Source organism: Noviluteimonas lactosilytica, from assembly GCF_020866925.1.
Taxonomy (GTDB): Bacteria; Pseudomonadota; Gammaproteobacteria; order Xanthomonadales; family Xanthomonadaceae; genus Noviluteimonas; species Noviluteimonas lactosilytica.
Genome location: NZ_JAJGAK010000001.1, coordinates 338,086 through 361,269 on the forward strand (window position 1 = coordinate 338,086; position 23,184 = coordinate 361,269).

The following is a 23,184-nucleotide window of genomic DNA, read 5'->3' on the forward strand; positions in this document are numbered from 1 at the left end:
TTCGGGATTCGGAAAAGCACGGGAGACGGCGATGTCACGCAAGATTTCGGTTCTGATGATGGCCTTGGCGGTGTCGGCGTGCAGTTCCCAACAGTCGTCGGCGACTGCAACGGCGAGCGCGAGTGGTGGCGATGCCTCCGCGACGGCGACCGCGAGCACGACGGCGGGCGTCTCCGCGGCGATGCGCGTGGAGACGCTTGCGCAAGGGCTCGAGCATCCGTGGTCGGTTGCGTTGCTGCCCGATGGGAGCTTCCTCGTGACCGAAAGGCCGGGGCGACTGCGCCACGTGTCCGCCGACGGCAAGTTGTCGCCGGCGATCACCGGCGTGCCTGCCGTCTTCGCGCAAGGCCAGGGCGGGTTGCTCGACGTCGTACTCGCGCCCGACTACGCCACGTCCAAGCGCATCTGGCTGAGCTACGCCGAACCCGGCGACGACGACACGGCCGGCACCGCGGTCGCGACCGCGACGTTGAACGACAACGCGTTGAGCGACGTGCGCGTCGTGTATCGCCAGGCACCCAAGCTCACCGGCGGCAACCATTTCGGTTCGCGCATCGTGTTCGACGGCAACGGCCACGTCTTCATCAGCCAGGGCGAACGCAATGACCGCCCGACCGCGCAGAAGCTCGACATGCTGCAGGGCAAGCTCGTGCGCCTGAACCTCGACGGCAGCGTGCCGAAGGACAATCCCTTCGTCGGCCGCAAGGACGCGCGCCCGGAGATCTACAGTTACGGGCATCGCAACATGCAGGGCATGGCGCTGGATCCGCGCACCGGCACGCTGTGGGAAAACGAACACGGTCCCCGCGGCGGCGACGAAATCAACCTGCCGCAAGCGGGCAAGAACTACGGTTGGCCGATCATCACCAACGGTATCGACTACTCGGGGCTGAAGATCAGCGAATCGGTCGGCACGTCGGCGCCGGGCATGGAACAACCGCACCACTTCTGGGCGAAGTCGCCGGGCCTGTCGGGCATGGCGTTCTACACCGGTCGCCCGGGCTCGGCCTGGAACGACAGCCTCTTCATCGGTTCGCTCGCCGAATCCAACCTGATCCGCCTGTCGCTGAAAGGCAACGCCATCGCCGGCGAGGAACGCCTGCTCACCGATCTCGGCGCGCGCATCCGCGATGTGCGCGTGGGCAACGACGGCAACGTCTACGTGCTCACCGACGAAGACGACGGCAAGTTGCTGCGCCTGAAGCCACCGGGTGCGAAGTGATCGGCGGCGGCTGCCACTGCGGCAACGTGCGCTTCGCGCTCGCGTGGCCGGAAGACGCGGAGCGCATTCCCGCGCGCACCTGCGGTTGCACGTTCTGTTCGAAGCATGGCGCGACGTGGACGTCGCATCCCGACGCATCGCTCGTCGTGCAGGTCGCCGATCCGGCGCTCGTGGAGCGCTACCGCTTCGGCACCGAAACCGCGGACTTCCACGTGTGTCGCGGCTGCGGCGTGCCGGTGGTGGCAACCAGCCGCATCGACGATCGCGAATACGCAGTGGTGAACGTCAACACGTTCGACGGCGTGGACGCGGCGCGCTTCGATCGCAGCAACGCCGACTTCGACGGCGAGTCGTTCGCCGATCGCCTGTCACGCCGGCAATCGCGCTGGATCGCCGACGTGCGGTTCGTCGTGCTGCCGGTTTAAGGGGAAACGGGAAACCCGGGAAACGGGAGGTCAGGGGCACTTCGGCCGACGGGACTGCAAGCCGAAGCGAGCGTCGAACTCCCGTTTCCCGAGTTTCCCGTTTCCCGCTTCCCGTTTCCCGACAGTCACGCCGACACCGCGTCCTCTTCATCCTTCGACAACGGCGCCGACGCAGGCGCCCCTTCATCCGACACCTTGCGCAGCGCGAGGCGATACGCGTTGGCCACTTTCTCCGGCAACTTGCCGACTTCGCTGCAGCTCGATCCGGGGCACACGCCCTGCATCGCGCCTGCGTCGAAGTCGAGGCGTTCGACCAGGAAATCGACGAACGCGCGCACCTTCGGCGATTGCACGCGACCGCGCGGGAACACCGCGTTCATTTCGTATTCCGGGCCATTCCATGCGGGCAACACGCGACGCAGGTAACCGGCTTCGGCGTACGGCTTGACCATGATGTCGTTGGCGAGCATCAGGCCTTCGCCGCATAGCAACGCACCGCGCAACCCGGCGGGATCGTTGGCGACGAACACCGGATCGATGCGGAACTCCGTGCTGCGCGTGCCGTCGTGCAACGGCCATGAGAAGCCGAAGCCGTTCTTGCGCTGCTTCACCATCGCGAGCGTGCGGTGGTGCTGCAGGTCGTCGGGATGCAGCGGTTCGCCGTGGCGTTCGATGTAACGCTGGCTCGCGTACACCTGCGTGCGCAACACCGCCAGGCGGCGTGCGACGAGATTGGAATCCGGCAAATTACCGATGCGCAGCGCGACGTCGATTTCCTTGTCGATGATGTCGAGCGGCTCGTTGTTGAGGACCATCTCCACGCGCACTTCCGGATGGCGCTGGTGGAACTCGCTCAACAGCGGCGCGATCCATTCGATGCCCATCGAATAAGGCGCGGTGACGCGCAACCAACCGCGCGGTCCGCCCTGCAATTGGCCGACGGCGCTTTCGGCTTCGTCGAGCTCGCGTGCAATGCGCTGGCAATGTTCGTAGTACACGTTGCCCGCTTCGGTCAGTCCGAGCTTGCGTGTCGTGCGATGCAACAGCTGCGCGCCGAGGCGCGTTTCCAGGTCCTGCACCTTGCGGCTGACGGTGGTCTTCGGCAGCCGCAATGCGCGCGCCGCGGAAATGAAACTGCCGTGCTCGACCACCTTGACGAAGATCAGGGTGTCGTTGAGATCGCGGGCCATTGGGGCCTCCTGTGGTGCGCCCGGATACCTTGGGGGAAGGCATTGGACCGGGCCCGGGACAATTATTCCCCGATTTCCCGGCTAATCAAGTGCCGGCCCGGGGCGTACGGTGTGCGCCATTCCCGCCGATCCCCCCACGGCCATGTCTACCGAACAACGCACCCGCCTCGCTTTGCTGCCGCTTCTGCCGATCGCGCTGATCGTGCTGGCGACGCTGGGTTTCTTTGCGATCTACGAATCCGTGGCGCACGGCGCCGGTCCTGCCTGGCTGATGGTCGCGGTGGTGGCCTTCCTCGTCGGCATGCCCCTGCTGGTCCTCGGCCTGGCCGTGGCCGGCGCCGTGCAGCGCCACGACCTCGTCCGTAGCTTCATCCCGTATTCGGGAGAAAAAATCCCGAGGGCGGGACAATGAAGTCCCAGATTCGATCGAATGGCGGGCCGATGCCCGCCCTCCTGGTTCTCGGCGCGACCGGCGCCATCGGGCGCGGCGTGGTCCGCGCCGCGCTCGACGCCGGCCGGCCCGTCATCGCCGTTTCCCCCGACGCGGACGGGTTGCGCGACCTGCAAGGATCGCGAGCGCACGCCGACTTTGTTTCCATCGCGTTGCCGCTCGACGCGCGCAACGCACCCGCACTCGTGGATGAGCTGCGCAAGCTCGACCGTCCGGTCGACGGCGTCATCGCCGCGCTGTGCAACGAACGCGAACGCGGCCGCTTGCTCGACGCGCCCGCCACCGAGATGCGCGATGCGCTCGACGCGAGCGTGATCGCCCATCTCGCCTTCGCGCGCGAACTGCTGCCGCTGCTCGCCGAAGGCGGCCGCGCGGGCGGTTATGTCCTCATCGATGGCCCCGGCGGCGAAAACCCCTGGGCCGGCTACGGCCATCGTTCGGTCGGCGGCGCCGCGTTGCGCATGCTCGCGCGCGTGCTGCACGACGAAGCGCGTCCGATGGGCGTGCGCGTGCAGCTGCTCGCCCTCGAATTCCCCGTGCGTACCGACGCCAACGCGAAACACGCGTGCGACCTGTGGCCGCATGCCGACGGCATCGGCCGCCGCGTCGTCGCGATGCTCGAACGCAAGGATCGCGTCGCACCCGAACCGATCGTGCATTGCCGCGGCCCGTGTTCCGACGAGAAGCGCGCATCCGGATCGCAAACATCGGATGGCGAAGACCCCTCGTTGTCCGCACGCTGTTTCGACGACGCACGCAAATTGCTGGGCGCACTGACGAAGAAGCAGACGCCCGCCCCTTCCCCGAATCCCTCCCCCATTCAATCCAAGGAAGACGCCCCATGAACCGCCCCGCCGATAACCGCCTTCCGTTCCTCAATCGCGTCTTGCTGGGCACGCTCGGCCTCGCCGCGCTGCTGCCGTTCGCGTTCTCCGGCTGCACCAGCGAAGCCGCGCCGACCGGCGCACCGCCGCCGCCGGAAGTGAGCGTCGCGACCGTGGTCAGCAAGGACGTCGCGCGCTGGGACGAGTTCACCGGTCGCGTCGCCGCCGTCGAAACCGTCGAGCTGCGTCCGCGCGTCAGCGGTTACGTGCAGCAGGTCGCCTACAAGGAAGGCGACGACGTCAGAAAGGGCGACCTGCTCTTCGTCGTCGACCCGCGCCCGTACAAGGCCGCGCTCGACCAGGCGCTCGCCAACCTCGAACGCGCGAAGGCCGAACAGTCGCTCGCGCAGACGCAGGACCGCCGTGCACAAACGCTGATCGACGCCAAGGCGATCTCGCGCGAAGAATTCGAGATCCGCAAGGCCGCCTCGTCGCAGGGCAACGCCGGCGTGCGCGCCGCCGAAGCCGCGGTCGCCGCCGCACGCCTCGACCTGCAGTTCACCGAAGTTCGCTCGCCGATCGACGGCAAGGCCGGCCGCGCGCTCGTCACCGAAGGCAACCTCGCCCAGGCCGACGCCACGCTGCTGACCACCGTCGTCTCGCAGGATCCGATGTACATCTACTTCGAATCCGATGAGCAGGCGTTCCTGCGTTACGCGGCGCTCGCGCGCAAGGGCGAACGCGAAAACGGCGACAACCCGGTGCGCATCGGCCTCGCCAATGAAGACGGCTACCCGCACGCGGGCACGGTCGACTTCATCGACAACCAGGTCGACGCCGCGACCGGCACGATCCGCGCGCGCGCCGTCGTGCGCAATCCCGAGCGCGTGTTCACGCCGGGCCTGTTCGCCCGCGTGCAGTTGCAGGGCAGCGGCAAGTTCAAGGCGATGCTGATCGACGACAAGGCCGTGCTCACCGACCAGGACCGCAAGTTCGTCTACGTGCTCGGCGCGCAGGACACCGCGGTGCGCAAGGACATCGTGCCGGGCCCGATGATCGACGGCCTGCGCGTTGTCTCCCAGGGTCTCGCACCCACCGACAAGGTGATCGTGCACGGCGTGCAGAAGGTCTTCATGCCCGGCATGCCGGTCGCGCCGAAGGTGATCGCGATGGGTGCGCCGCCGGCGGGTGAGAAGGTTGCGATGAAGTAACTACATAAGGCGGGAAACGGGAAACGAAGAGCGGGAAACGGGAGTCAACCCGCACCGCCACCGATTTTCCGATTAGCCGAAGGACGTTCTTCGACTCGTCGTCGCGCTCCGCCGCGACGACGCCGCCCTCCCTTTTCCCGCTTCTTGTTTCCCGTTTCCCCGGAGCCCCCATGGACTTCTCCAAATTCTTCATCGACCGGCCGATCTTCGCCGCCGTGCTGTCGATCGTGATCTTCGCGGCGGGGCTGATCGCCATCCCGCAGTTGCCGATCAGCGAGTATCCCGAAGTCGTGCCGCCGTCGGTCGTCGTGCGCACGGTGTACCCGGGTGCGAACCCGAAGGTGATCGCCGAAACCGTGGCCACGCCACTGGAAGAAGCGATCAACGGCGTCGAGGACATGATGTATTTCAAGTCCGTCGCCGGTTCCGACGGCGTGCTGCAGATGACGGTCACCTTCAAGCCCGGCACGGATCCCGACGACGCCGCGGTCAAGGTGCAGAACCGCGTCGCGCAGGCGCTCGCGCGCTTGCCGGAAGACGTGCGCCGCCAGGGCGTGTCGACGCAGAAGCAGTCGCCGACGTTCCTGATGGTCGTGCACCTGGTCTCGAAGGACGGCAAGTACGACACGCTCTACCTGCGCAACTACATGCGCCTGCACGTCAAGGATGAAATCGCGAAGATCCCCGGCGTCGGCGAAGCGCACCAGTTCGGCGGCGGCGACTACGCGATGCGCCTCTGGCTCGACCCGGACCGCATCGCCGCACGCGGTATGACCGCGGGCGACGTGTTGCGCGCCGTGCGCGAGCAGAACATCCAGGTCTCCGCCGGCCAGCTCGGCGCCGAACCGATGCCCAACGGCAGCGACTTCCTCACGCCGATCAACGCGCAGGGTCGCCTGCGTTCGGTCGACGAGTTCAAGGCGGTCGTGCTGAAGTCGGGCGAAGACGGCGAGGTCGTGCGCCTCGGCGACGTGGCGCGCGTCGAACTCGCTTCCGGCGACTACACGCTGCGCGCGCGACTGGACGGCCAGAACGCCGCGGCGATGGGCGTCTTCCAGGCGCCGGGCGCGAACGCTCTGGCGATCCGCGACCAGGTGGTCGCGAAGATGGACGAGCTGCAGAAGCGCTTCCCGCCGGGCGTCGAATACCACACGGTGTACGACACCACGATCTTCGTCCGCGATTCGATCAAGGCCGTCGTGAGCACGCTGCTCGAAGCGACGCTGCTGGTCGTGCTCGTCGTGATCCTGTTCCTGCAGACCTGGCGCGCATCGATCATCCCGCTGATCGCGGTGCCGGTGTCGGTCGTCGGTACGTTCGCCGCGCTGCACCTGCTCGGCTTCTCGATCAATACGCTGACGTTGTTCGGCCTGGTGCTCGCGATCGGCATCGTGGTCGACGACGCGATCGTGGTCGTGGAAAACGTCGAACGCCACATCGAGGAAGGCGCGACGCCGCTGAAGGCCGCGCATCTTGCGATGAAGGAAGTCTCTGGTCCGATCATCGCGATCGCGCTCGTGCTGTGTGCGGTGTTCGTGCCGATGGCGTTCCTCACGGGCGTCACGGGCCAGTTCTACAAGCAGTTCGCGGTGACCATCGCCATCTCGACGGTGATCTCGGCGATCAACTCGCTCACGCTGTCGCCGGCGCTGGCCGCCCGCCTGCTGCGTCCGCACGACGCGCCGAAGGACGCGTTGTCGCGTGGCATGGATCGCGCGTTCGGCTGGATCTTCCGTCCGTTCAACCGCTTCTTCCACCGCAGCTCCGAGGGCTACCAGCGCAACGTCGGTCGCCTGCTCGGTCGACGCGGTCGCGTGTTCGGCGTGTACGCGGTGCTGCTGGTCGCAACGGCGTTCGTGTTCCAGTGGGTGCCGGCCGGCTTCATTCCGACGCAGGACAAGCTGTACCTGATCGCGGGCGTGAAGATGCCGGAAGGCTCGTCGATCGAACGCACCGACGCTGCGCTGAAGAAGGTCGCCGAAGCCGCGCGCAGCATCGAGGGCGTGGGCCACGAGGTCGCGTTCCCGGGCCTGAACCCGCTGCAGTTCACCAACACCCCGAACAGCGGCGTCGTGTTCTTCCCGCTCAAGCCGTTCGACGAGCGCAAGCTGTCGGCGAAGGAAATCAACGACCAGCTCAACGCCAAGCTCGCCGGGATCCAGGAAGGCTTCGCGTTCGCGCTGATGCCGCCGCCGATCCTCGGCCTCGGCAACGGCCAGGGCTACTCGCTGTTCGTCGAAGACCGCGCCAACCTCGGTTACGGCGCGCTGCAGAACGCCGTGCAGGCCGTGCAGGGCACCGCCGCGCAGACGCCGGGCCTCGGCTATCCGATCACGAGCTACCAGGCCAACGTGCCGCAGCTCGACGCGGAAGTCGATCGCGTGAAGGCCAAGGCGCAGGGCGTGCCGCTCACCGAACTGTTCGACACGCTGCAGACGTACCTCGGTTCGTCTTACGTCAACGACTTCAACATGTTCGGTCGGACGTGGCAGGTGATCGCGCAGGCCGACGGCCCGTACCGCGACAACGTCGAAGACATCGCCAAGCTGCGCACGCGCAACATCCACGGCGAGATGGTGCCGATCGGTTCGATGGTCACGATCAAGCAGACCTACGGCCCCGACCCGGTGCTGCGCTTCAACGGGTATCCGGCGGCCGACCTTCTCGGCGGCTACGACCCGCGCACGATGTCCTCGGGCGAAGCCATGGAGAAGGTCACCGAAATCGCCGGCCAGGTGTTGCCGAACGGCATGGGCTTCGACTGGAGCGACCTGAGCTACCAGCAGGCGACGCAGGGCAAGGCCGCGCTGATCGTGTTCCCGCTCGCCGTGTTGCTCGCCTTCCTCGTGCTCGCCGCGCTGTATGAAAGCTGGACGCTGCCGCTGGCCGTGATCCTGATCGTGCCGATGACGCTGCTGTCCGCGCTGGTCGGCGTGAAGCTCACCGGCGGCGACAACAACGTGTTCGTGCAGGTCGGCCTGGTCGTGCTGATGGGCCTGGCGTGCAAGAACGCGATCCTGATCGTCGAGTTCGCCCGCGAGTTGGAGTTGCAGGGCAAGAGCATCGTCGAAGCCGCGCTCGAAGCGTGCCGCCTGCGACTGCGCCCGATCGTCATGACCTCGATCGCCTTCATCGCCGGCACGATCCCGCTGGTCCTCTCGCACGGCGCGGGCGCGGAAGTGCGCTCGGTCACCGGCATCACGGTGTTCGCGGGGATGCTCGGCGTCACGCTGTTCGGCCTGTTCCTCACGCCGGTGTTCTACGTCGCGCTGCGCAAGCTCGTGACGCGCAAGCACCCCGGCGCCGCTCCCGCGCATTTCGTCGAAGCGGAAGCCTGATCCCTCATTCGTGACTCATTAGGAGAACGCACATGTCTGCCAACACCCGCGACAAGGTCGCCCTCGTCACCGGCGCGACCCGCGGCATCGGCCTGGAAACCGCGCGCCAGCTTGCGAATGCAGGCGTGCACGTCCTGCTCGGCGGTCGCGACCGCGACAAGGCGGTCGCCGCCGCGCTGCAACTGCAGGCCGAAGGCCTGTCGGTCGAAGCGATCGCGATCGACGTCGCCAACGACGACAGCATCGCCAACGCGGCGAAGGAAGTCGCGAGCAAGCACGGGCGCCTCGACATCCTCGTCAACAACGCCGGCGTGTTCCTCGACGACGCGCAGCGCAAGCCGTCGGAGCAGTCGCTCGCGATGTGGCGCCAGACGTTCGACACCAACGTGTTCGGCGTCGTCGCGACCACGCAGGCGTTCCTGCCGCTGCTGAAGCGGGCGCCGGCCGCGCGCATCGTCAACGTTTCGAGCCTGCTCGGTTCGATCGCGGCGAACAACGACCCGGCCTCGGGCGTATACGACATCAAGCTGCCCGCCTACAACGTATCGAAGAGCGCGGTGAACGCGTGGACCGTGCAGCTCGCGCACGAACTGCGCGACACCAACGTCAAGGTCAACGCCGTGCATCCGGGTTCGGTGAAGACCGACATGAACGCCGGCGGCGAACTCGCCGTGCAGGACGGCGCGCGCACCAGCGTGCGCATGGCGCTGATCGACGAGACCGGCCCGAACGGCGGCTTCGTTTACTTCGAGGAGAAGCTCCCGTGGTGATCCCTGCCCGTCTTGCACTCACCGCATTGAGCGTGGCGCTGCTCGCAGCGTGCACCGTCGGCCCGGATTACGTGCGGCCGACGCCGCAGGAACCGGCGGCGTTTGCGCGCGCTCCCACCGCGGCCGAACTGGCATCGCTGCCCGAAGCCGCCCCCGCGGGCGATGCGTTCTGGGAACGCTTCGGCGACGCGCAACTCACCGCGCTCGTCGAAGAAGCCCTCAATGCGAACCACGACCTGCGCATCGCGCTCTCGCGCTACGACCGCGCGAACGCGTTGCTGCGCGGCGCACGCTTCGACCAGATCCCGACGATCACCGCGCAGGCGAACGCCAGCGAAGCGAACCTCAGCGCCGACCAGGCGCCGGGCCTGTCGAGCGACGCACGCGACGGCATCAAGTCGTACGACGCCGGCGTCGTCGCCGCGTGGGAACTCGACCTGTGGGGCCGCGTGCGCCGCAACGTCGAATCCAACCGCGCCAACGTCGAAGCCAACGCGCACGAACTCGCCGCGTTGCAGGTCGCGATCGTGGGCGACGTCGCACGCAGCTACTTCGAACTGCGCGGCCTGCAGGAACGCCTGCGCGTGGCCCGCAACAACGCCGAGAACCAACGCGAAACCCTGCGCCTGGTGAAGGTGCGTTACGACGCCGGCCGCGGCACCGAGTTCGACACCTCGCGCGCCAACGCGCAACTCGAAGCGACGCTCGCCAACGTGCCCGCACTCGAAGCGCAAGTCGCGTTCGCACAACATCGCATCGCGGTACTCACCGGACAGACGCCGGATGCGCTGATCGCCGAACTCGACCCGCCCGTTCCCCTCCCCGCCCTGCCCGAACGCATCGACGCCGGCACACCGGGCGACCTGCTGCGCCGCCGCCCCGACGTCGCCGCTGCCGAACAGCGCCTGCACTCGGCGACCGCGCGCATCGGCGTCGTCACCGCCGACCTGTTCCCGCGCTTCACCCTCGGCGGCCTGCTCGGCACGCAGGCGGGCGATGCGGGCGCATTGTTCGAAGGCGGCAGCGCCACCGGCCTCGTCGCGCTCGGCATCGACTGGTCGTTCCTCGACGCCGGCCGCGTGCGCGCACGCATCGCCGCCGCCGACGCGGACGCCGAAGGCGAACTGGCCCGCTACCGCCAAATCGTCCTCCTCGCCCTGGAAGACACCGAGAACGCGCTGATCCGCCAGGCCCGCGCGCGCACCGAAGACCAGCATCGCGAACAGGCGGCGATCGACAGCACCAACGCCGCGCGCATCGCACGCGTGCGCTATGAAGCCGGCGCGGTGGATCTGTTCGAAGTGCTCGATGCGGAGCGGCAGCAACTGGAAGCGCAGGATGCGTTCGCGGCTGCGCGGACGCGGAGTGCGGTCAGTGTGGTGGCGCTCTATCGCGCGCTGGCCGGTGGATGGCCGGGGAAGATGCCGTTGCGTGAGAAGATTGCGAATAACTGATGGATCGGGAGGCCTGCAGCGATGCGGGCCTTCTGCTTGAGGGCGGCGCTTCTGTCGTTAGTCCACCGCGTGTTTGCGCGTGGCATCGGTGCCGTCGCGTTAGACCCCACCTTTTAGCCGCTCCATGAACTCTCTGTTTCCGTAAACAACCGTTCGAAGTTCAGTGTTCTGGGTGGCGAGGAGTTCGCGCGTTGTTCCATTAGACCGAATCAGACTCGAACAGCCCTGAGATCGCATCTACGAGGTTATCGAAGTCAGCGACAATATTCATCGCGCAGACCCGAAGGTTTATGAGTTCCGCAATCAGGCTTTCGTCATCCTCCGAGTCCATTGCTTGTTGCGCGCGATGCAATGCTGCTTCGAACGCAACGTGAGCCGCTTCGAAGCCTGCACGTCTACCTGCCTCTTCAGCCAATTCGGCCAACTGACTAGCCGAGTACTTCCCTCCGCGCTGCGCGAGCGTTAGCACAAACTGATACGCCTTTGGGATATCGGCAGTCATTGGTTCTCGAGCCTCCTTCCTTCCCTGATCGCCGCTTGGGTTTCCAATTCATTAATCCGCGAGGAAGGCTGTGATCAGTGAATTGAACTTGGACCTTTCAAAAATCAGGTCGACTGACATCTCTTGATCGTCAAAGGCTCCGCTGCAGCGCACCAAGATACGGTCACCACGGCATATGCAATTTGCAGCGCGAGACCAATCAATTGACGCACCGTCAGGAGCAAACGATGAAGAATACGTGCTTCGAACGAACTCGCTGTCGGTCGTTGGAGCCTCTTCGGACAGAAACAGAAATCCAGATTGTGTCTTGCGGACCCACTCGGAGGCTGCTCGAACATGCGCGCGATCCAGTCTCGCAACAACTGCATATCGAATGCCGCGCTCCGAGACTACCTCTATCTCTTCTGACTGCACGCCAATCGATCCCAGGTCCAGTGACTCGTTCTTCCAGAAGCGCTTGTGCCTCACCGCCGCACTGTTTTGTCGCCACCCGCTAGTTGCTCCAAAGAACGTCCATTGAAGCCTGCCAAGCACCGGGCTTACGAACTGCCTCCTGATCAAGTAGTCCACGACATTCGCCGTGAGCTCACTCCATTGCTGGGCATCGCTTCGCGCAACAACAAGAGATACGCCAGCAAGCTCGCGGTCATTCGGACGTTCGCGCTGCAGTGCAACGATGTCGTTCGCCACCCGGAGATCAGGCGCGAAATGGACTGCAATGCCGCTGCTAATTCTTTGGATAGTCATGATGTCGGCCGGCTTCGTCGCTGAAGTGCGGGACCTCGACGCCCCCCGAAGCCATTACTCTTTAATCGCTTGCATCGACACCGGTATCGAATCCGTGTGCTTGCAGGTACTGGACCCAAAGCCGGTGCGAGCGCTGCAAATTTTCCTGATGGGAGTGCGTCAATGGTTCGTATCCATCAGAAGGGGGCATGAAGCGCACGAATCCTTCAATCTCTTCCGGATAGCCGAAGTCCGCGTAAATGACCTCGATATCAGCGAACGCATCTTCGACTTCGTTCCGTCGCAAGTACAAATCGGCCAACACCAAGAAAAGCCAAACCTGCTGATCCCGGCCCACCTCGGTGGGCATTTCCTGATCCGCCAGCTGTTTAGCCAATCCTTCCGACTCATGAGCTTCAACGGCCGACAGCCCTGCCAACTCGATCTCGTAGGCCTTCTCGGATCCCTGCACCAACTTGTCGCCAGCGAGGTCCTTTAACGCCTCCCAGCGAATCAAGCCGTGTTGATATCCCCAATAGGCCTCTCGCCACGTCAGGGAAACGAGTGAGCGCACAAACTCATAATCTAATGCCCTGTTAGTCATTGGAAACGGTCTCGCTCCTCTGGAGCGGGAGGACGGCCAAGCTGAGGCCGTCTACGACCCTGCAAAAAAGCGCCATCCACTGTCCACCGAATCCTCAGGATCTTCTCGATAGCAGTATCCAACCTTTGCATCGTCGACGGTAATCCTGTCCGACGCGATGCAACTCCCCTAGCCAACAGCCACAGGTCGAATTTGGTCGCCCACAAGTCGAAACTCTTTCATGGTTGTCGCAGCCTACTTGTCCAGCATTCTCTTCGTTGCGCCAGATCGCGTTGCGTAAATTGCGACGCGCGGCCGTTGGCGCCAAAACACTGGCCGACTAGTCAATTGGAGCCAAATTTAGAACATGCCCACGTCAGGGTCGTCGACTTGTTCATAACCCAAGGGGAACCAAACTCCCCTGGTAGTGACCAGCCCCATATTCGGAATCACGTGCCCCGCATCCAACTGTAAAACATCGACATCCTCGATTACCTCATCGACGACCAATGGAGCGGGACGTCCAGCAAAAACGAGTCTGTGCAGAATTTCGATGGCATCCGTACGGTCGAATGCAGTTACACCGCACCCCAATGCCAACGGTGAATACTGGGGACGTGGCGAAAAAGTGAACCAAAAGCGCCGAAGGGTTTTCATTCGATTCCTCACCTCTTGGGCTCAAACCGAATCACCGGACCGATGTTCGGATTTCCGACCCCGGGGACGATGCCGGTTGCGGGATCTATGCCGGGCAGCCTCTGCTGCAGATCATCGAAATAGTTTGCGCTAGAAGGCGGGGCCAAGTAGTCGATGTCGCTGCGTGTTTCGTTTCCTTTCCCAATCGGCAAATCTGTGCCCACACCGCGGCGGGTCCCGCCACCGGCGTGCCCAGCGCATCGGTGTGCTGATACTCGACCGTCGGGACGCTGCCTCCCGACGGCGTCCTCGCGATCGCGACCAGGCTCCCGTTCAAATAGATCGGCCGACCCATTGGCATCGGACGTATGGGCCAACTGCCCCGCCTGCGTGTACAGGCTGTACTTGCTGGAAGTCACGTAGTCGCGCGCACGGCGCCCGAGTGCGTCGTACACGTAGCTTGATGCCACGCCCCCATTCGTGCCGCGCAGCCGATTGCCCAGATCGAACACGTAATTGACGTTGTTCTTGTACGCCGGGTTGCCCTGCACGTCGTAACCGAACGCCACCATCGCCGCGCCGGTCGGGCACGCGACCGTGGCGCCGGCACGCAGGAACTCCAATCGGTTGTTCGCGTCGTAGCAATACCGCTGGCTGCAGTTCGGCGAACTCACCGCCGTGATGTTGTCCAGCCCGTCGTACGTGTAGAAGATCTTGCCCGTGCCGCCGAGCATCCCCAGCGACGTCATCTGGGTCAGGCGATCGAGGTTGTCGTAGACCATTGCGCGGTTGCGGGTGGCGTCGGTGCCATCGAGGATCGCCGTGACGTTGCCGTTCTCGTCATAGCTGTAGGTGTGATCGAGCGGCACGGCGCTGGTGCCGTACGCATCGCGGCTGTTCAACGGCAGCTACGAACGTGACCACGTCGGTGCCCTGGAACGACTGCGACGCGCGGAAGCCGTTGGCGTCGTAGCCGTGGCCGACGCGCCAACTCAGCGAGTTCCAGCCATTTATCAGTCAACGCAGTTCTCGCAAACCCTAATCGCAAAAGCACTGAAATGAACCAAACTCGACTGGATTCTCGGCGCTAAGCGTTGCCGCTCGCTCTCGCAAGGTTTTGTCTACGCCCACCCACATTTCTACAGATGACATAAAACTTACGTCACTAAGTTCGAGAAGGTCAAAGGCCATTGCCTTGAACGCGAACTTCACCTTCTCATTGAACTGCGCCTCTGCATCGGCCAGCCCAAAGACGCTCACGTAAGCGCCACTTGCTCCTTCGAGCAGATCATTTCCTGGATGAGGGACCACTTCCGCGACGCCGATCCAGAAGCCACGCTTATTCGTATTCATGATGTATGCGGCTCTTTTCCCCCGACTTGGAAACACCGTGATAGTGGTCTTTGCCAACTGCCGGGGTCGTGTGATTTGCGGTGGTCCCGCCCTTACCATTTTCTCGGCGAGCGGCCTCTTTAGCTTCACCTCGTTTTCCACCGTGTTCAACTGTGTGGATCTTCGGCTTTCCGGAAGGGCCCAATTGGCTGGCGGGAATTCCTTTCGCGAGATTGTCGGCCCGATTGGCGTCAGCAACGGCCTTGCCAACGTCAGCAATGGTGTCCGCATTCTTGATCGCCTTACTTGCCATGTCGCCAACAAGGGGAACGAACCCGACGCCTGCCGCGGAAATATTGGTCCAGGTCGGCTGTTGCATCGCTTCATAGACGCCCTTTGCGTCCCCGACGACCGGCGTGAAATCTGCAATCAGCCCCACCGCAGACGCGGTCGTTGCCGCGTCAGGCTGCGCCATTCGGAACTCCGGCCTTTGGAACATCCCCGTTTCACGGCCATCGGGGTCAGTGAATCTGTACGGGTTGTTGTTGGCATACCAATAGCGGTTGAAGTTGTCCCCGATCGGACGCGCAGTTACAGGATCAACGCTCAAGAACCGCCCCACCAACGAGTCGTAATACCGCTGCTGCATCTGCACCAGCCCCGTCGCCGCATCCTCGACGTGCCCCGTGAACCCGGGCCCATCCTTCACCGCCCGGTTCAACACGCGCCCGTAAGGCTCGTAATCACTCTTCGTGATCTGACGGCTCGCGGTGCTGGTCGCCACGGGCGTGCCCAACGCATCAGTATGTTGGTACTCAACCGTCGGGACGCTTCCTCCCGACGGCGTCCGCGCGATCGCGACCAGGCTTCCGTTCAAATAGATGTACTCCGCCGACCCATTGGCATCGGACGTATGGGCAAGCTGCCCCGCCTGCGTATACAGGCTGTACTTGCTGGAGGTGACGTAGTCGCGTGCGCGCCTTCCAAGCGCGTCGTACACGTAGCCCGACGACACGCCGCCGTTGGTGGCGCGCAAGCGATTGCCCAGGTCGAACACGAAGTTGACGTTGTTCTTGTACGCCAGGTTGCCTTGCACGTCGTAACCGAACGCCACCGTTGCCGCGCCATTCGGACACACCACCGTGGCGCCAGCGCGCAGGAACTCCAATCGGTTGTTCGCGTCGTAGCAATACCGCTGGCTGCGGTTCGGCGAACTCACCGCCGTGATGTTGTCCAGCCCGTCGTAGGTGTAGAAGATCTTGCCCGTGCCCCCGAGCATGCCCAGCGACGTCATCTGGGTCAGGCGATCGAGGTTGTCGTAGACCATTGCGCGGTTGCGGGTGGCATCCGTGCCATCGAGGATCGAGGTGACGTTGCCGTTCTCGTCGTAGCTGTACGTGTGGTCGAGGGGCACGGCGCTGGTGCCGTACGCGTCGCGGCTCTTCAACGGCAATTGGCGCGCGTTCTGCGTCAGCGAGTGCACGATGCCGTTGCCATAGGTGAAGCCGGCCATCGCGCCATTGGGGTAATAAGTCACGCCCGTTGCGTACGTGCCCGCCTTTGTCGGCTGGCCCAGCGCATTCGGCGCGAACGTCACCACGTCGGTGCCCTGGAACGACTGCGACGCGCGGAAACCATTGGCGTCGTAGCCATGGCCGACGCGCCAGCTCAGCGAGTTCCAGTCCATTTTTTCCAGCGTCAGCTGTCGGCGTTGGTCGTATGCATAGGTCGTCTTGACGACGTTGGTGTCGCCGTTGTCGACCGTGAGGACGTTGTGCAGGCTGTCGGGCGTGTAGGTGTAGGTCGTGTCGCCGCGGCCGTCGGCGAACGCCAGTTGCTTGATGCGGTTGCGTTGGTCGTATTCGCGCACGACCTTGCGCGCAAGGATCGCCGCCGTGTCGCCTTCAAAATCGCACGCCGTGTTGTCCGCAAGCCCCGCCGCCGACCACGCCAGGTTGCCTGCCGCGTCATAGCCATACAACGTCGCAGCCGTCTCCGGCTCGACCATGCGGCACAGTTCCTGCGCCGCGTTGTAGGCGTACGACCGGATCGCCATCACGCCCGGGCCGGAACGCGCCAGCACCGTCGGCTTGCCGAACGTGTCGCGCGCGATGTCGGTGTAGACGCTGTCGGGATGCGCAATCTCAAGCGGCCAGTCGGTGTTCGGCTGGTCGTAGGTCAGGTAGGTCGTGTCGGTCGACTTATCGCGCGGATTGGTGGTGCGCGTGACGAAGTTCGCGAGGTACTGGGTCGTGGACACGATCTCGCCACCGTCCGTGTCCTGCGCGACACGCGTCGGCCGGCCCAGTCCGTCGTACGTTGTCCGCGTGCCGGGCAACGGCGACGCGAAGTTGCTGATCACGTCGCGCGTCGGATACGACTGCAGCACCGGCTTGCCGTCGTGGTCGTACTGCGTGACGGTCTGGCTCAGCGTGTTGTTGATGTCGTCCTTGTCGTAGGTGCGCGTCAGCACCGGCCGCCACATCGCGTCGTAATAGACGGCCTTTATACCCTGCCCGGTCTGCACGAACTCGCGCCAGTGGCCCGCCGACAGGCCGTACTCGACGTCGGTGGTCGACTGGAACGTGCGCACCAGCTTGTTCCAGGAGGCATCGCACGCGCCCGCGGTCGTCTTCGACGGGTACGTGATGCCGGACAGGCGGCCCATCGCGTCGAACGCGTAGCAGGTCTTGAACCCGTTCTCGTCGATGACGTGGCGGATCAGGCCGTAGTCGTCGATCGAGAGGGTCTTGTACTCGCTGGTCGGGAAGTCGATGCGTTGCGGGAGGCCGCGCTTCCAGCTGGAGAAGGTGACGGTCGTGTTGAACGTCGGCGAGTCGTTGCCGTTGGACGCCGTGGCCAGCGTGCCGTCACCGTTGTAGGTCAGCGTCTGCTGCAGCTTGCCGAACTTGTAGGTTCGCAGAGGCAACGCGGTCGCCGCGTCGTAGATGGTTTCGCTTTCCGCCAGGCCCGTGTTGTCGTTGGTGCTTTTCTTCGGCTGACCGAGGACCCAGCTGGCGAGGTTGTCCTCGTAGGTCTGGGTGTCGGTGCGCGTGTAGGTCTGCGCGGCGGCCGGGAGCACGCTGGCGGCCAGCGATGCGGCCAGGACGGTCGTGGCGATGCGCTTCATGTGGTCGTGTCGGGTCATGGTCACGGCGCCGGCTGCGACAACTTGGTGGTCTTGGTGGCGCGGCCGAAGGCGTCGAAGCACAGCTGGTTCGCCGAGGCTCCGCAGGTTTGCGGGACGTACCACCGGAAGCTGCGGCCCTGTTGCGTGATGACGCTCCCGGTCGACGGGTAACGGTTTTCCATCTTCGTCACGTTCGAACGGTCGCGGCCGAGGGCTTCGCCCAACTTTGCCTGGAACGGCAGGCTCGCGAGCGCGGGATATTGGTGGGTCTGCGTGCGCAGCAGCGCGCCGCCGGCGTCGAAGCCCTCCGACTTGATCAACTTTCCTTCCATCTCGCCATCGCGCGTGGAGTGCGTGACGCGCGTGCGGGCGCCGTCCGGTTCGGTCACGTCCACCCACGAGGTGTCGACGCAGGTTTGCGTGGCCTTGCAGGGATCGTTGATGGTGCTCGCGGATGCTGGGCCGTAGGCATACGTCCACGCCTGCGTCGGCACGCCCGGGCCCGAGAGCGTGCGCTGGACCAGCGACAGGTTCTCGAACAGCGGCGGGTTGGCTTCATAAGTGCCGCCATTGGCCGGCATCGACACGCAACTGCTGTTCGCGTAGCTGCGCGCGTGCCAGCGATGGCGCATGGTGAACGTGCCGACCAGGCCGCTCGGCGCGGTGATCGTCGAGACTTCGGCATCGCTCGCCGGCGCGTTGGCGTTGTAACGCTTGAGGCAGGAGCTGGCGAACATGTCGGGCAAGGTGCCCGCGCCGGTGCGGGCCAACGCGAAGGTCCAGCGGCTGGCATCCGGCAGCACGACGCTCGCGAGCTTGCCGTTCGCATATTCGTAGCGCCAGGTGCGCGCATCGGCAGGCGTATCGGGTTGTGCGATCGCGCTGGTGAGCAGAAGGCCATTCCAGGTGAAGCTCACCTTGCGGCCATCGGAGGCGACGATCGACAGCAGTTGGCGCGGGCTGGCAGCGTTGTAGTGGTAGGTCACGAAGTTGCCGAAGCGATCCTCGATGCGCGTGACGTACATCGCGGCCTGCATTCGTCCTGCGTGAGGTAGGGATCGCCGCCCGGCGGGATCATCGGCATGGGCTCTGGTTCTGACTCGGTGGCCGGATCGGAGGTCGCGTCTCCTGCGAGCGCCGACAGGTCGGACGCTTGCTTCTGCACGCCATACGCCTTGACGCCGACCAGCCAATCGAACCAGTACTTCGTGCCATCGGGTCCGATCGCCAGGAAGCCCTCGCCCGCCTCGCCGTTTTTCGTCGATGCCAGGCAGGACAACTGGATGTCGCCGAGCGTCACGATCGGATAGGCCGTGGCGCCGGAAGGCTTCGTTGTGTACGCCGCATCGCGCTTGAGCAGCGGCTGCGAGGCGCCGTCGTCCATGACCAGTTCGTAGCCATGCCACCAGTCGTCCATCGCGATGCCGCCCGACCCGCCCCACACGTAGTTGAAGTTCGTGCACCGCTTCTTATCGGGGTCGGTGAAGGCCATGCGCCAGTTGCTGCCGGGGATGCCGCCGTCTTCGACGCCCCTCGGCGCCGCCACGAGCGTGCTGATGCGCGGGATGTCGAGCGTCCAGTCGCCGAGGACCTGCGCAGGTCCCGGACCAGAGGCGTCGTAGATCTCCGGGCTGCGCGAGCGCGAGACGCGGATCGTCGGCCCGGCGCCTTCGAGCACGATGTCGGTCTGCGAAAAACTCACTTGGCCGGTGACCAGGTCGATGCTCTCGCCGAACGGTGTTTCGCCATAGGGCTGGATCGACTGGTAGGACTTCAGGCGCTTGAGGTACTCGCTCTCGAACGTCGAAGCGGGATACTCGCCACTGACCTGGGCATGCGCGCTCGGCGTGAGCAACACCAGGCTGCCCAGCAGGCAGCGGGCCCAATCAGGGCCGTTGAAACGAAGCATCGAATCCTCGGAAGACAGTGCGGCTCCCCGCCGCGGTGCGCAGAGTGCCGCACCATCGCTTCGCAAAGGAAGAAACACTTGGTGCATGCGTCTGCTTTCAGTGACTGATGATTTGTCATCGGCCACCGAAAGTTCGCAGCGCTTCGAAGTTCAGAACAACGCGCCGGTCGCAGGCTCCGCGTAACTCAGCTTCCCTTCGACGATCGTCGCCGCCCCCGTGTACGGATGTTCCTCGCGCCGCCCCGGTGCGAGCAGATGCACCACCTCCCACCCGCTCGCCTTGAAGTCGTCGGCGATCAACCCGCGGTGGCATTGCCACCACATCGCTTCGGCGCACATCACGGCGGTCGGTGTTTGCGTCGCAAGCGACGCCAGTGCGTCGCGCGCGCGGCGATACTCGTTCGTCGCCATGTAATCGGCGTACGCGCGGAAGCTCGCGTTGCGCCAGCGCGTGTTCGGCGAATCCTTCGATGGCGTGCGCCGGCCGCCGAGGTCGGGCATCGGCACGTAGTCGATGCCGGTCATCGGCAGCACGGTCGCCATCGTCGCGCCGGAGAATTGCGGATGCCGGCGCGAACCGGCGAAGCGCCGCACGTCGACCAGCGCGCGGATGCCGGCGTCGGCGAGCATCCCGGCGAACACCTCCCACTCGCGGGTCGAATGGCCGATGGTCCACAGCGTGCGCATGCGGCCATGCTAGCCGCCGCACGCCACCACGAAAGGTGAAATCGCATTGACGCGTGCGCGACTAGGCTTCCCGCATGAATGGCCAATCGCCCGCAAGCCTCGCGCGCAGCGCACAGATCATCACGTTCCTGTTGAAGTACCGGGGCGCGGGCGTGTTCTCGGGCATCGACCTCGACAAGGCCGCGATGGGCATGGACGAGGTCGAACCCGGCGACGACAGCCCGGAGCAGTTCGTCGACGATCTCGAAGCGCTCGGCCCCACGTTCATCAAGGTCGGCCAGGCGTTGTCGACGCGGCCGGACATGGTGCCGCCGGCCTACCTGCACGCGTTGCAGCGCATGCAGGACGACGTGCAGCCGATTCCGTTCGAAGTGGTGCGCGCGGTGTTCGAGGACGAGATCGGCGTGCGCATGAACAAGGTGTTCCAGCACGTCGACGAAGTGCCGCTGGGCAGCGCGTCGCTCGCGCAGGTACATCGCGCGGTGTTGCGCGACGGGCGCGAGGTGGCGGTGAAGGTGCAGCGTCCCTTCGTCGCCGAGGTCATTCGCAACGATCTCGATGCCCTCGCCGGGTTCGCCGACAAGGCCGATCGCATCACCGACCTCGGCCGCCGCCTGCGCTTCGCCGACTGGGTGCACGAGTTCCGCAAGACGCTGCTCGCCGAACTCGACTATCGCGTGGAAGCGGAAAATCTCTCGCGCTTCTCCGAGCACTTCGTCGATTACCCCGAATTGTTCGTGCCGCAACCGATCAATGGCCTGTGTTCCGCGCGCGTGCTGACGATGGACCTGGTGCGCGGCACGAAGGTCACGCAGCTGTCCGGCCTGCGCCGCACCGAACAGGACATGGGGTGCCTCGGCAAGGCGCTGCTGCGCGGTTACCTCGACCAGATGTTCGTGCACGGCGAGATCCACGCCGATCCGCACGCGGGCAACATGCTGGTCACCGACGACGGACGGCTCGGCCTGTTCGACCTCGGCATGATCGCGCACGTGCCGCCGAAGCAGCGCGAGCGCCTGCTCAAGCTGTTGTTCGGCGCGGTCGACGGGCGCGGCGAGGAAGTCGCGAACGAAGCCATCGCGATGGGCACGCGGCTGGAGGACTTCGACCACGATCGTTTCCAGCGCGAGATCGGCCAGCTCGTCGCGCGCTACGCGGCGCATGCCGGTTCGCAGGCGATGTCGGAAGGCAAGCTCGTCGTCGAACTCGTGCGCATCTCCACCGCCTGCAACCTGCGCACGCCGCCGGAACTGAGCCTGCTGGGCAAGACGCTGCTCAACCTGGAACAGGTCGCCTTCGCGCTCGACCCCCACCTGGACGTCAAGCGCATCACCGAGCAGCACATCCAGCACGTGATGCGCGAGCGGATGCGGCAGTCGTTCTCGCCCGCCAACATCGCCGGCGAAGTGCTCGAAGTGCAATCGCTGCTGCGCGAATCGCCGCGCAAGATCTCCGACATCCTCTCGCTGCTGTCCGAGAACCGCCTCAACGTGCAGCTGGGCGGCCTCGACGACTCGCAGCTGATGGAGAACCTGCAGAAGATCGCCAACCGCATCACCGCGGGCCTGATCACCGCCGCGCTGATCCTGGCCTCGGCGATGCTGATGCGCGTGGATACCGCGGGCGCCCGCCTGTTCGGGTACCCGGCGCTGGCGCTGGTGTGCTTCCTGATCGGCACCGTGCTGGGGCTGGCGCTGATCTGGAGCGCGTTGCGGCGGGATCACAAGGCGAGGCCGAGGGAGGAGCGGGGGACGAGGTGAGTGGGGCGAGAGCGGGAAACGGGAAACCGGGAAACGGGAGAGAGAGGTCGACCTCGCGGTGAGTGGCGCGAGCCGAAGATCGGCTTTCGATGCGTCGCAAACCGATCTCCGGGTCGCGCAAGCCTCGGTGCGTCGGACGCGACCTCCCGTTTCCCGAGTTTCCCGTTTCCCGCGCTCCACCTTTAAAATCCCCCAATTCCCCCAGCTCCACCCCTCCCCCCAATGTCCTCCCCCTTCGGCACCGAGACCGTGCTGGACGTCCGTCACTGGACGGACGCGTACTTCAGCTTCACCACAACGCGCGACGACGGGTTCCGTTTCGACAACGGGCAGTTCGTGATGATCGGCTTGCCTGTCGCACAGCCCGACGGCTCGACGCGGCCGTTGATGCGCGCGTATTCGATCGCCAGCGCGAACTGGGAAGAGCAGCTCGAGTTCTTCAGCATCAAGGTGCAGGACGGGCCGCTGACTTCGCGCCTGCAACACATCCAGCCGGGCGATTCGATCCTGGTCGGGCGCAAGCCGACGGGCACGCTGCTGATCCACGACCTGCATCCGGGGCGCAACCTGTACCTGCTGGGCACGGGCACCGGGTTCGCGCCGTGGCTGGCGGTGATCAAGGACCCGGCGACCTACGAGCGCTTCGAGCGCGTGATCCTGTGCCACGGCGTGCGCAACGCAGGGGACCTCGCGTATCGCGATTACATCGTCAACGAACTGCCGCACCACGAATTCCTCGGCGAGCAGATCCGCAAGCAGTTGCTCTACTACCCCGCGGTGTCGCGCGAAGCGTTCGCGGTCGACGGCCGCGACCAGCGCGGTCGCCTGACCGACCTGATGGACAGCGGGCGGATGATGGAACACCTCGGATTGGCGCCGCTCGATCCGGAACACGATCGCGCGATGGTCTGCGGCAGCACGCAGATGCTCGCCGACTTCCGCGTGCTGCTCGACCGACGCGGCTTCACCTCGGCGCCGCGCATCGGCGTGCCAGGGCAGTACGTGTTCGAGCGCGCATTCGTCGAGAAGTAACG

The 23,184-nt window shown here is 65.0% G+C and carries 21 protein-coding genes; 10 read left to right on the top strand and 11 right to left on the bottom strand.

The window, feature by feature from the left end; all coding sequences use genetic code 11:
* Nucleotides 1-31: 31 nt before the first annotated feature.
* Both LK996_RS01665 and LK996_RS01670 read left to right on the top strand, forming a co-directional pair.
* Nucleotides 32-1,222 carry a PQQ-dependent sugar dehydrogenase gene (locus LK996_RS01665; RefSeq protein WP_230525440.1) on the top strand — a complete coding sequence of 397 codons (1,191 nt, stop codon included), beginning with the start codon at nt 32-34 and terminating at the stop codon, nt 1,220-1,222.
* Nucleotides 1,219-1,647: a GFA family protein gene (locus LK996_RS01670; RefSeq protein ID WP_230525441.1), complete on the top strand. Its 429-nt coding sequence runs from the start codon at nt 1,219-1,221 to the stop codon at nt 1,645-1,647. The genes LK996_RS01665 and LK996_RS01670 overlap by 4 nt, the downstream gene beginning before the upstream one ends.
* Before the next feature lie 125 nt (nt 1,648-1,772).
* Here the strand turns inward: LK996_RS01670 and LK996_RS01675 are convergent, their stop codons facing one another.
* Nucleotides 1,773-2,837 (bottom strand): LysR family transcriptional regulator, encoded by a 1,065-nt coding sequence (locus LK996_RS01675; RefSeq protein ID WP_230525442.1) that lies wholly within the window; start codon nt 2,835-2,837, stop codon nt 1,773-1,775.
* A 142-nt stretch (nt 2,838-2,979) separates the two neighbouring features.
* Here LK996_RS01675 and LK996_RS01680 point away from each other — a divergent pair, with 142 nt between their 5' ends.
* From LK996_RS01680 to LK996_RS01705, 6 genes are all read left to right on the top strand, one after another.
* Nucleotides 2,980-3,249 carry a hypothetical protein gene (locus LK996_RS01680; RefSeq protein WP_230525443.1) on the top strand — a complete coding sequence of 90 codons (270 nt, stop codon included), beginning with the start codon at nt 2,980-2,982 and terminating at the stop codon, nt 3,247-3,249.
* A gap of 29 nt (nt 3,250-3,278) precedes the next feature.
* A complete protein-coding gene (locus LK996_RS01685; RefSeq protein ID WP_230525444.1) occupies nt 3,279-4,133 on the top strand; it encodes an SDR family NAD(P)-dependent oxidoreductase in 855 nt (284 codons plus the stop codon).
* Nucleotides 4,130-5,323 (top strand): efflux RND transporter periplasmic adaptor subunit, encoded by a 1,194-nt coding sequence (locus LK996_RS01690; RefSeq protein WP_230525445.1) that lies wholly within the window; start codon nt 4,130-4,132, stop codon nt 5,321-5,323. The genes LK996_RS01685 and LK996_RS01690 overlap by 4 nt, the downstream gene beginning before the upstream one ends.
* A gap of 170 nt (nt 5,324-5,493) precedes the next feature.
* Entirely contained in the window at nt 5,494-8,661 is a 3,168-nt protein-coding gene (locus LK996_RS01695; protein ID WP_230525446.1) for an efflux RND transporter permease subunit, read from the top strand.
* 32 nt (nt 8,662-8,693) lie between these two features.
* Nucleotides 8,694-9,431 (top strand): SDR family oxidoreductase, encoded by a 738-nt coding sequence (locus LK996_RS01700; protein WP_230525447.1) that lies wholly within the window; start codon nt 8,694-8,696, stop codon nt 9,429-9,431.
* The gene (locus LK996_RS01705; RefSeq protein WP_230525448.1) at nt 9,425-10,885 is read left to right on the top strand and encodes an efflux transporter outer membrane subunit; all 1,461 of its coding nucleotides are present in this window, start codon (nt 9,425-9,427) and stop codon (nt 10,883-10,885) included. Before LK996_RS01700 ends, LK996_RS01705 begins: the two co-directional genes overlap by 7 nt.
* Before the next feature lie 199 nt (nt 10,886-11,084).
* Here the strand turns inward: LK996_RS01705 and LK996_RS01710 are convergent, their stop codons facing one another.
* The 10 genes from LK996_RS01710 to LK996_RS01750 form a co-directional block, all read right to left on the bottom strand.
* Entirely contained in the window at nt 11,085-11,387 is a 303-nt protein-coding gene (locus tag LK996_RS01710) for a hypothetical protein (RefSeq protein ID WP_230525449.1), read from the bottom strand.
* A gap of 51 nt (nt 11,388-11,438) precedes the next feature.
* A complete protein-coding gene (locus tag LK996_RS01715) occupies nt 11,439-12,134 on the bottom strand; it encodes a hypothetical protein (protein WP_230525450.1) in 696 nt (231 codons plus the stop codon).
* A gap of 61 nt (nt 12,135-12,195) precedes the next feature.
* Nucleotides 12,196-12,717, bottom strand: coding sequence for a DUF2247 family protein (locus tag LK996_RS01720; protein ID WP_230525451.1), 522 nt, complete (start codon nt 12,715-12,717; stop codon nt 12,196-12,198).
* A 51-nt stretch (nt 12,718-12,768) separates the two neighbouring features.
* A complete protein-coding gene (locus tag LK996_RS16550; RefSeq protein ID WP_343225862.1) occupies nt 12,769-12,876 on the bottom strand; it encodes an immunity protein Imm33 domain-containing protein in 108 nt (35 codons plus the stop codon).
* 485 nt (nt 12,877-13,361) lie between these two features.
* Complete coding sequence (locus LK996_RS01725) at nt 13,362-14,234, bottom strand: hypothetical protein (protein WP_230525452.1); 873 nt, start codon at nt 14,232-14,234, stop codon at nt 13,362-13,364.
* Nucleotides 14,235-14,370: 136 nt separating this feature from the next.
* A complete protein-coding gene (locus LK996_RS01730; protein ID WP_230525453.1) occupies nt 14,371-14,685 on the bottom strand; it encodes a hypothetical protein in 315 nt (104 codons plus the stop codon).
* Nucleotides 14,672-17,794, bottom strand: a complete 3,123-nt coding sequence (locus LK996_RS01735; protein ID WP_230525454.1) for an RHS repeat-associated core domain-containing protein — start codon at nt 17,792-17,794, stop codon at nt 14,672-14,674. Before LK996_RS01735 ends, LK996_RS01730 begins: the two co-directional genes overlap by 14 nt.
* A gap of 20 nt (nt 17,795-17,814) precedes the next feature.
* Nucleotides 17,815-18,831: a hypothetical protein gene (locus tag LK996_RS01740; RefSeq protein ID WP_230525455.1), complete on the bottom strand. Its 1,017-nt coding sequence runs from the start codon at nt 18,829-18,831 to the stop codon at nt 17,815-17,817.
* Nucleotides 18,777-19,703: a hypothetical protein gene (locus LK996_RS01745; protein ID WP_230525456.1), complete on the bottom strand. Its 927-nt coding sequence runs from the start codon at nt 19,701-19,703 to the stop codon at nt 18,777-18,779. The genes LK996_RS01740 and LK996_RS01745 overlap by 55 nt, the downstream gene beginning before the upstream one ends.
* A gap of 150 nt (nt 19,704-19,853) precedes the next feature.
* Nucleotides 19,854-20,390 carry a DUF488 domain-containing protein gene (locus LK996_RS01750; RefSeq protein ID WP_230525457.1) on the bottom strand — a complete coding sequence of 179 codons (537 nt, stop codon included), beginning with the start codon at nt 20,388-20,390 and terminating at the stop codon, nt 19,854-19,856.
* Nucleotides 20,391-20,464: 74 nt separating this feature from the next.
* Here LK996_RS01750 and LK996_RS01755 point away from each other — a divergent pair, with 74 nt between their 5' ends.
* Both LK996_RS01755 and LK996_RS01760 read left to right on the top strand, forming a co-directional pair.
* Nucleotides 20,465-22,150 carry an ABC1 kinase family protein gene (locus tag LK996_RS01755; protein WP_230525458.1) on the top strand — a complete coding sequence of 562 codons (1,686 nt, stop codon included), beginning with the start codon at nt 20,465-20,467 and terminating at the stop codon, nt 22,148-22,150.
* Between the two features lie 222 nt (nt 22,151-22,372).
* Nucleotides 22,373-23,182, top strand: coding sequence for a ferredoxin--NADP reductase (locus LK996_RS01760; protein ID WP_230525459.1), 810 nt, complete (start codon nt 22,373-22,375; stop codon nt 23,180-23,182).
* The last annotated feature ends 2 nt before the right edge of the window (nt 23,183-23,184 follow it).

Excerpts from the sequence above, each read along its gene's own strand:
- LK996_RS01665 (WP_230525440.1), top strand. The coding sequence starts at position 32 with ATGTCACGCAAGATTTCGGTTCTGATGATGGCCTTGGCGGTGTCGGCG.
- LK996_RS01675 (WP_230525442.1), bottom strand. The coding sequence starts at position 2,837 with ATGGCCCGCGATCTCAACGACACCCTGATCTTCGTCAAGGTGGTCGAG.
- LK996_RS01680 (WP_230525443.1), top strand. The coding sequence starts at position 2,980 with ATGTCTACCGAACAACGCACCCGCCTCGCTTTGCTGCCGCTTCTGCCG.
- LK996_RS01685 (WP_230525444.1), top strand. The coding sequence starts at position 3,279 with ATGCCCGCCCTCCTGGTTCTCGGCGCGACCGGCGCCATCGGGCGCGGC.
- LK996_RS01690 (WP_230525445.1), top strand. The coding sequence starts at position 4,130 with ATGAACCGCCCCGCCGATAACCGCCTTCCGTTCCTCAATCGCGTCTTG.
- LK996_RS01695 (WP_230525446.1), top strand. The coding sequence starts at position 5,494 with ATGGACTTCTCCAAATTCTTCATCGACCGGCCGATCTTCGCCGCCGTG.
- LK996_RS01700 (WP_230525447.1), top strand. The coding sequence starts at position 8,694 with ATGTCTGCCAACACCCGCGACAAGGTCGCCCTCGTCACCGGCGCGACC.
- LK996_RS01710 (WP_230525449.1), bottom strand. The coding sequence starts at position 11,387 with ATGACTGCCGATATCCCAAAGGCGTATCAGTTTGTGCTAACGCTCGCG.
- LK996_RS01715 (WP_230525450.1), bottom strand. The coding sequence starts at position 12,134 with ATGACTATCCAAAGAATTAGCAGCGGCATTGCAGTCCATTTCGCGCCT.
- LK996_RS01720 (WP_230525451.1), bottom strand. The coding sequence starts at position 12,717 with ATGACTAACAGGGCATTAGATTATGAGTTTGTGCGCTCACTCGTTTCC.
- LK996_RS01730 (WP_230525453.1), bottom strand. The coding sequence starts at position 14,685 with ATGAATACGAATAAGCGTGGCTTCTGGATCGGCGTCGCGGAAGTGGTC.
- LK996_RS01735 (WP_230525454.1), bottom strand. The coding sequence starts at position 17,794 with ATGAAGCGCATCGCCACGACCGTCCTGGCCGCATCGCTGGCCGCCAGC.
- LK996_RS01740 (WP_230525455.1), bottom strand. The coding sequence starts at position 18,831 with ATGCAGGCCGCGATGTACGTCACGCGCATCGAGGATCGCTTCGGCAAC.
- LK996_RS01745 (WP_230525456.1), bottom strand. The coding sequence starts at position 19,703 with ATGCTTCGTTTCAACGGCCCTGATTGGGCCCGCTGCCTGCTGGGCAGC.
- LK996_RS01750 (WP_230525457.1), bottom strand. The coding sequence starts at position 20,390 with ATGCGCACGCTGTGGACCATCGGCCATTCGACCCGCGAGTGGGAGGTG.
- LK996_RS01755 (WP_230525458.1), top strand. The coding sequence starts at position 20,465 with ATGAATGGCCAATCGCCCGCAAGCCTCGCGCGCAGCGCACAGATCATC.
- LK996_RS01760 (WP_230525459.1), top strand. The coding sequence starts at position 22,373 with ATGTCCTCCCCCTTCGGCACCGAGACCGTGCTGGACGTCCGTCACTGG.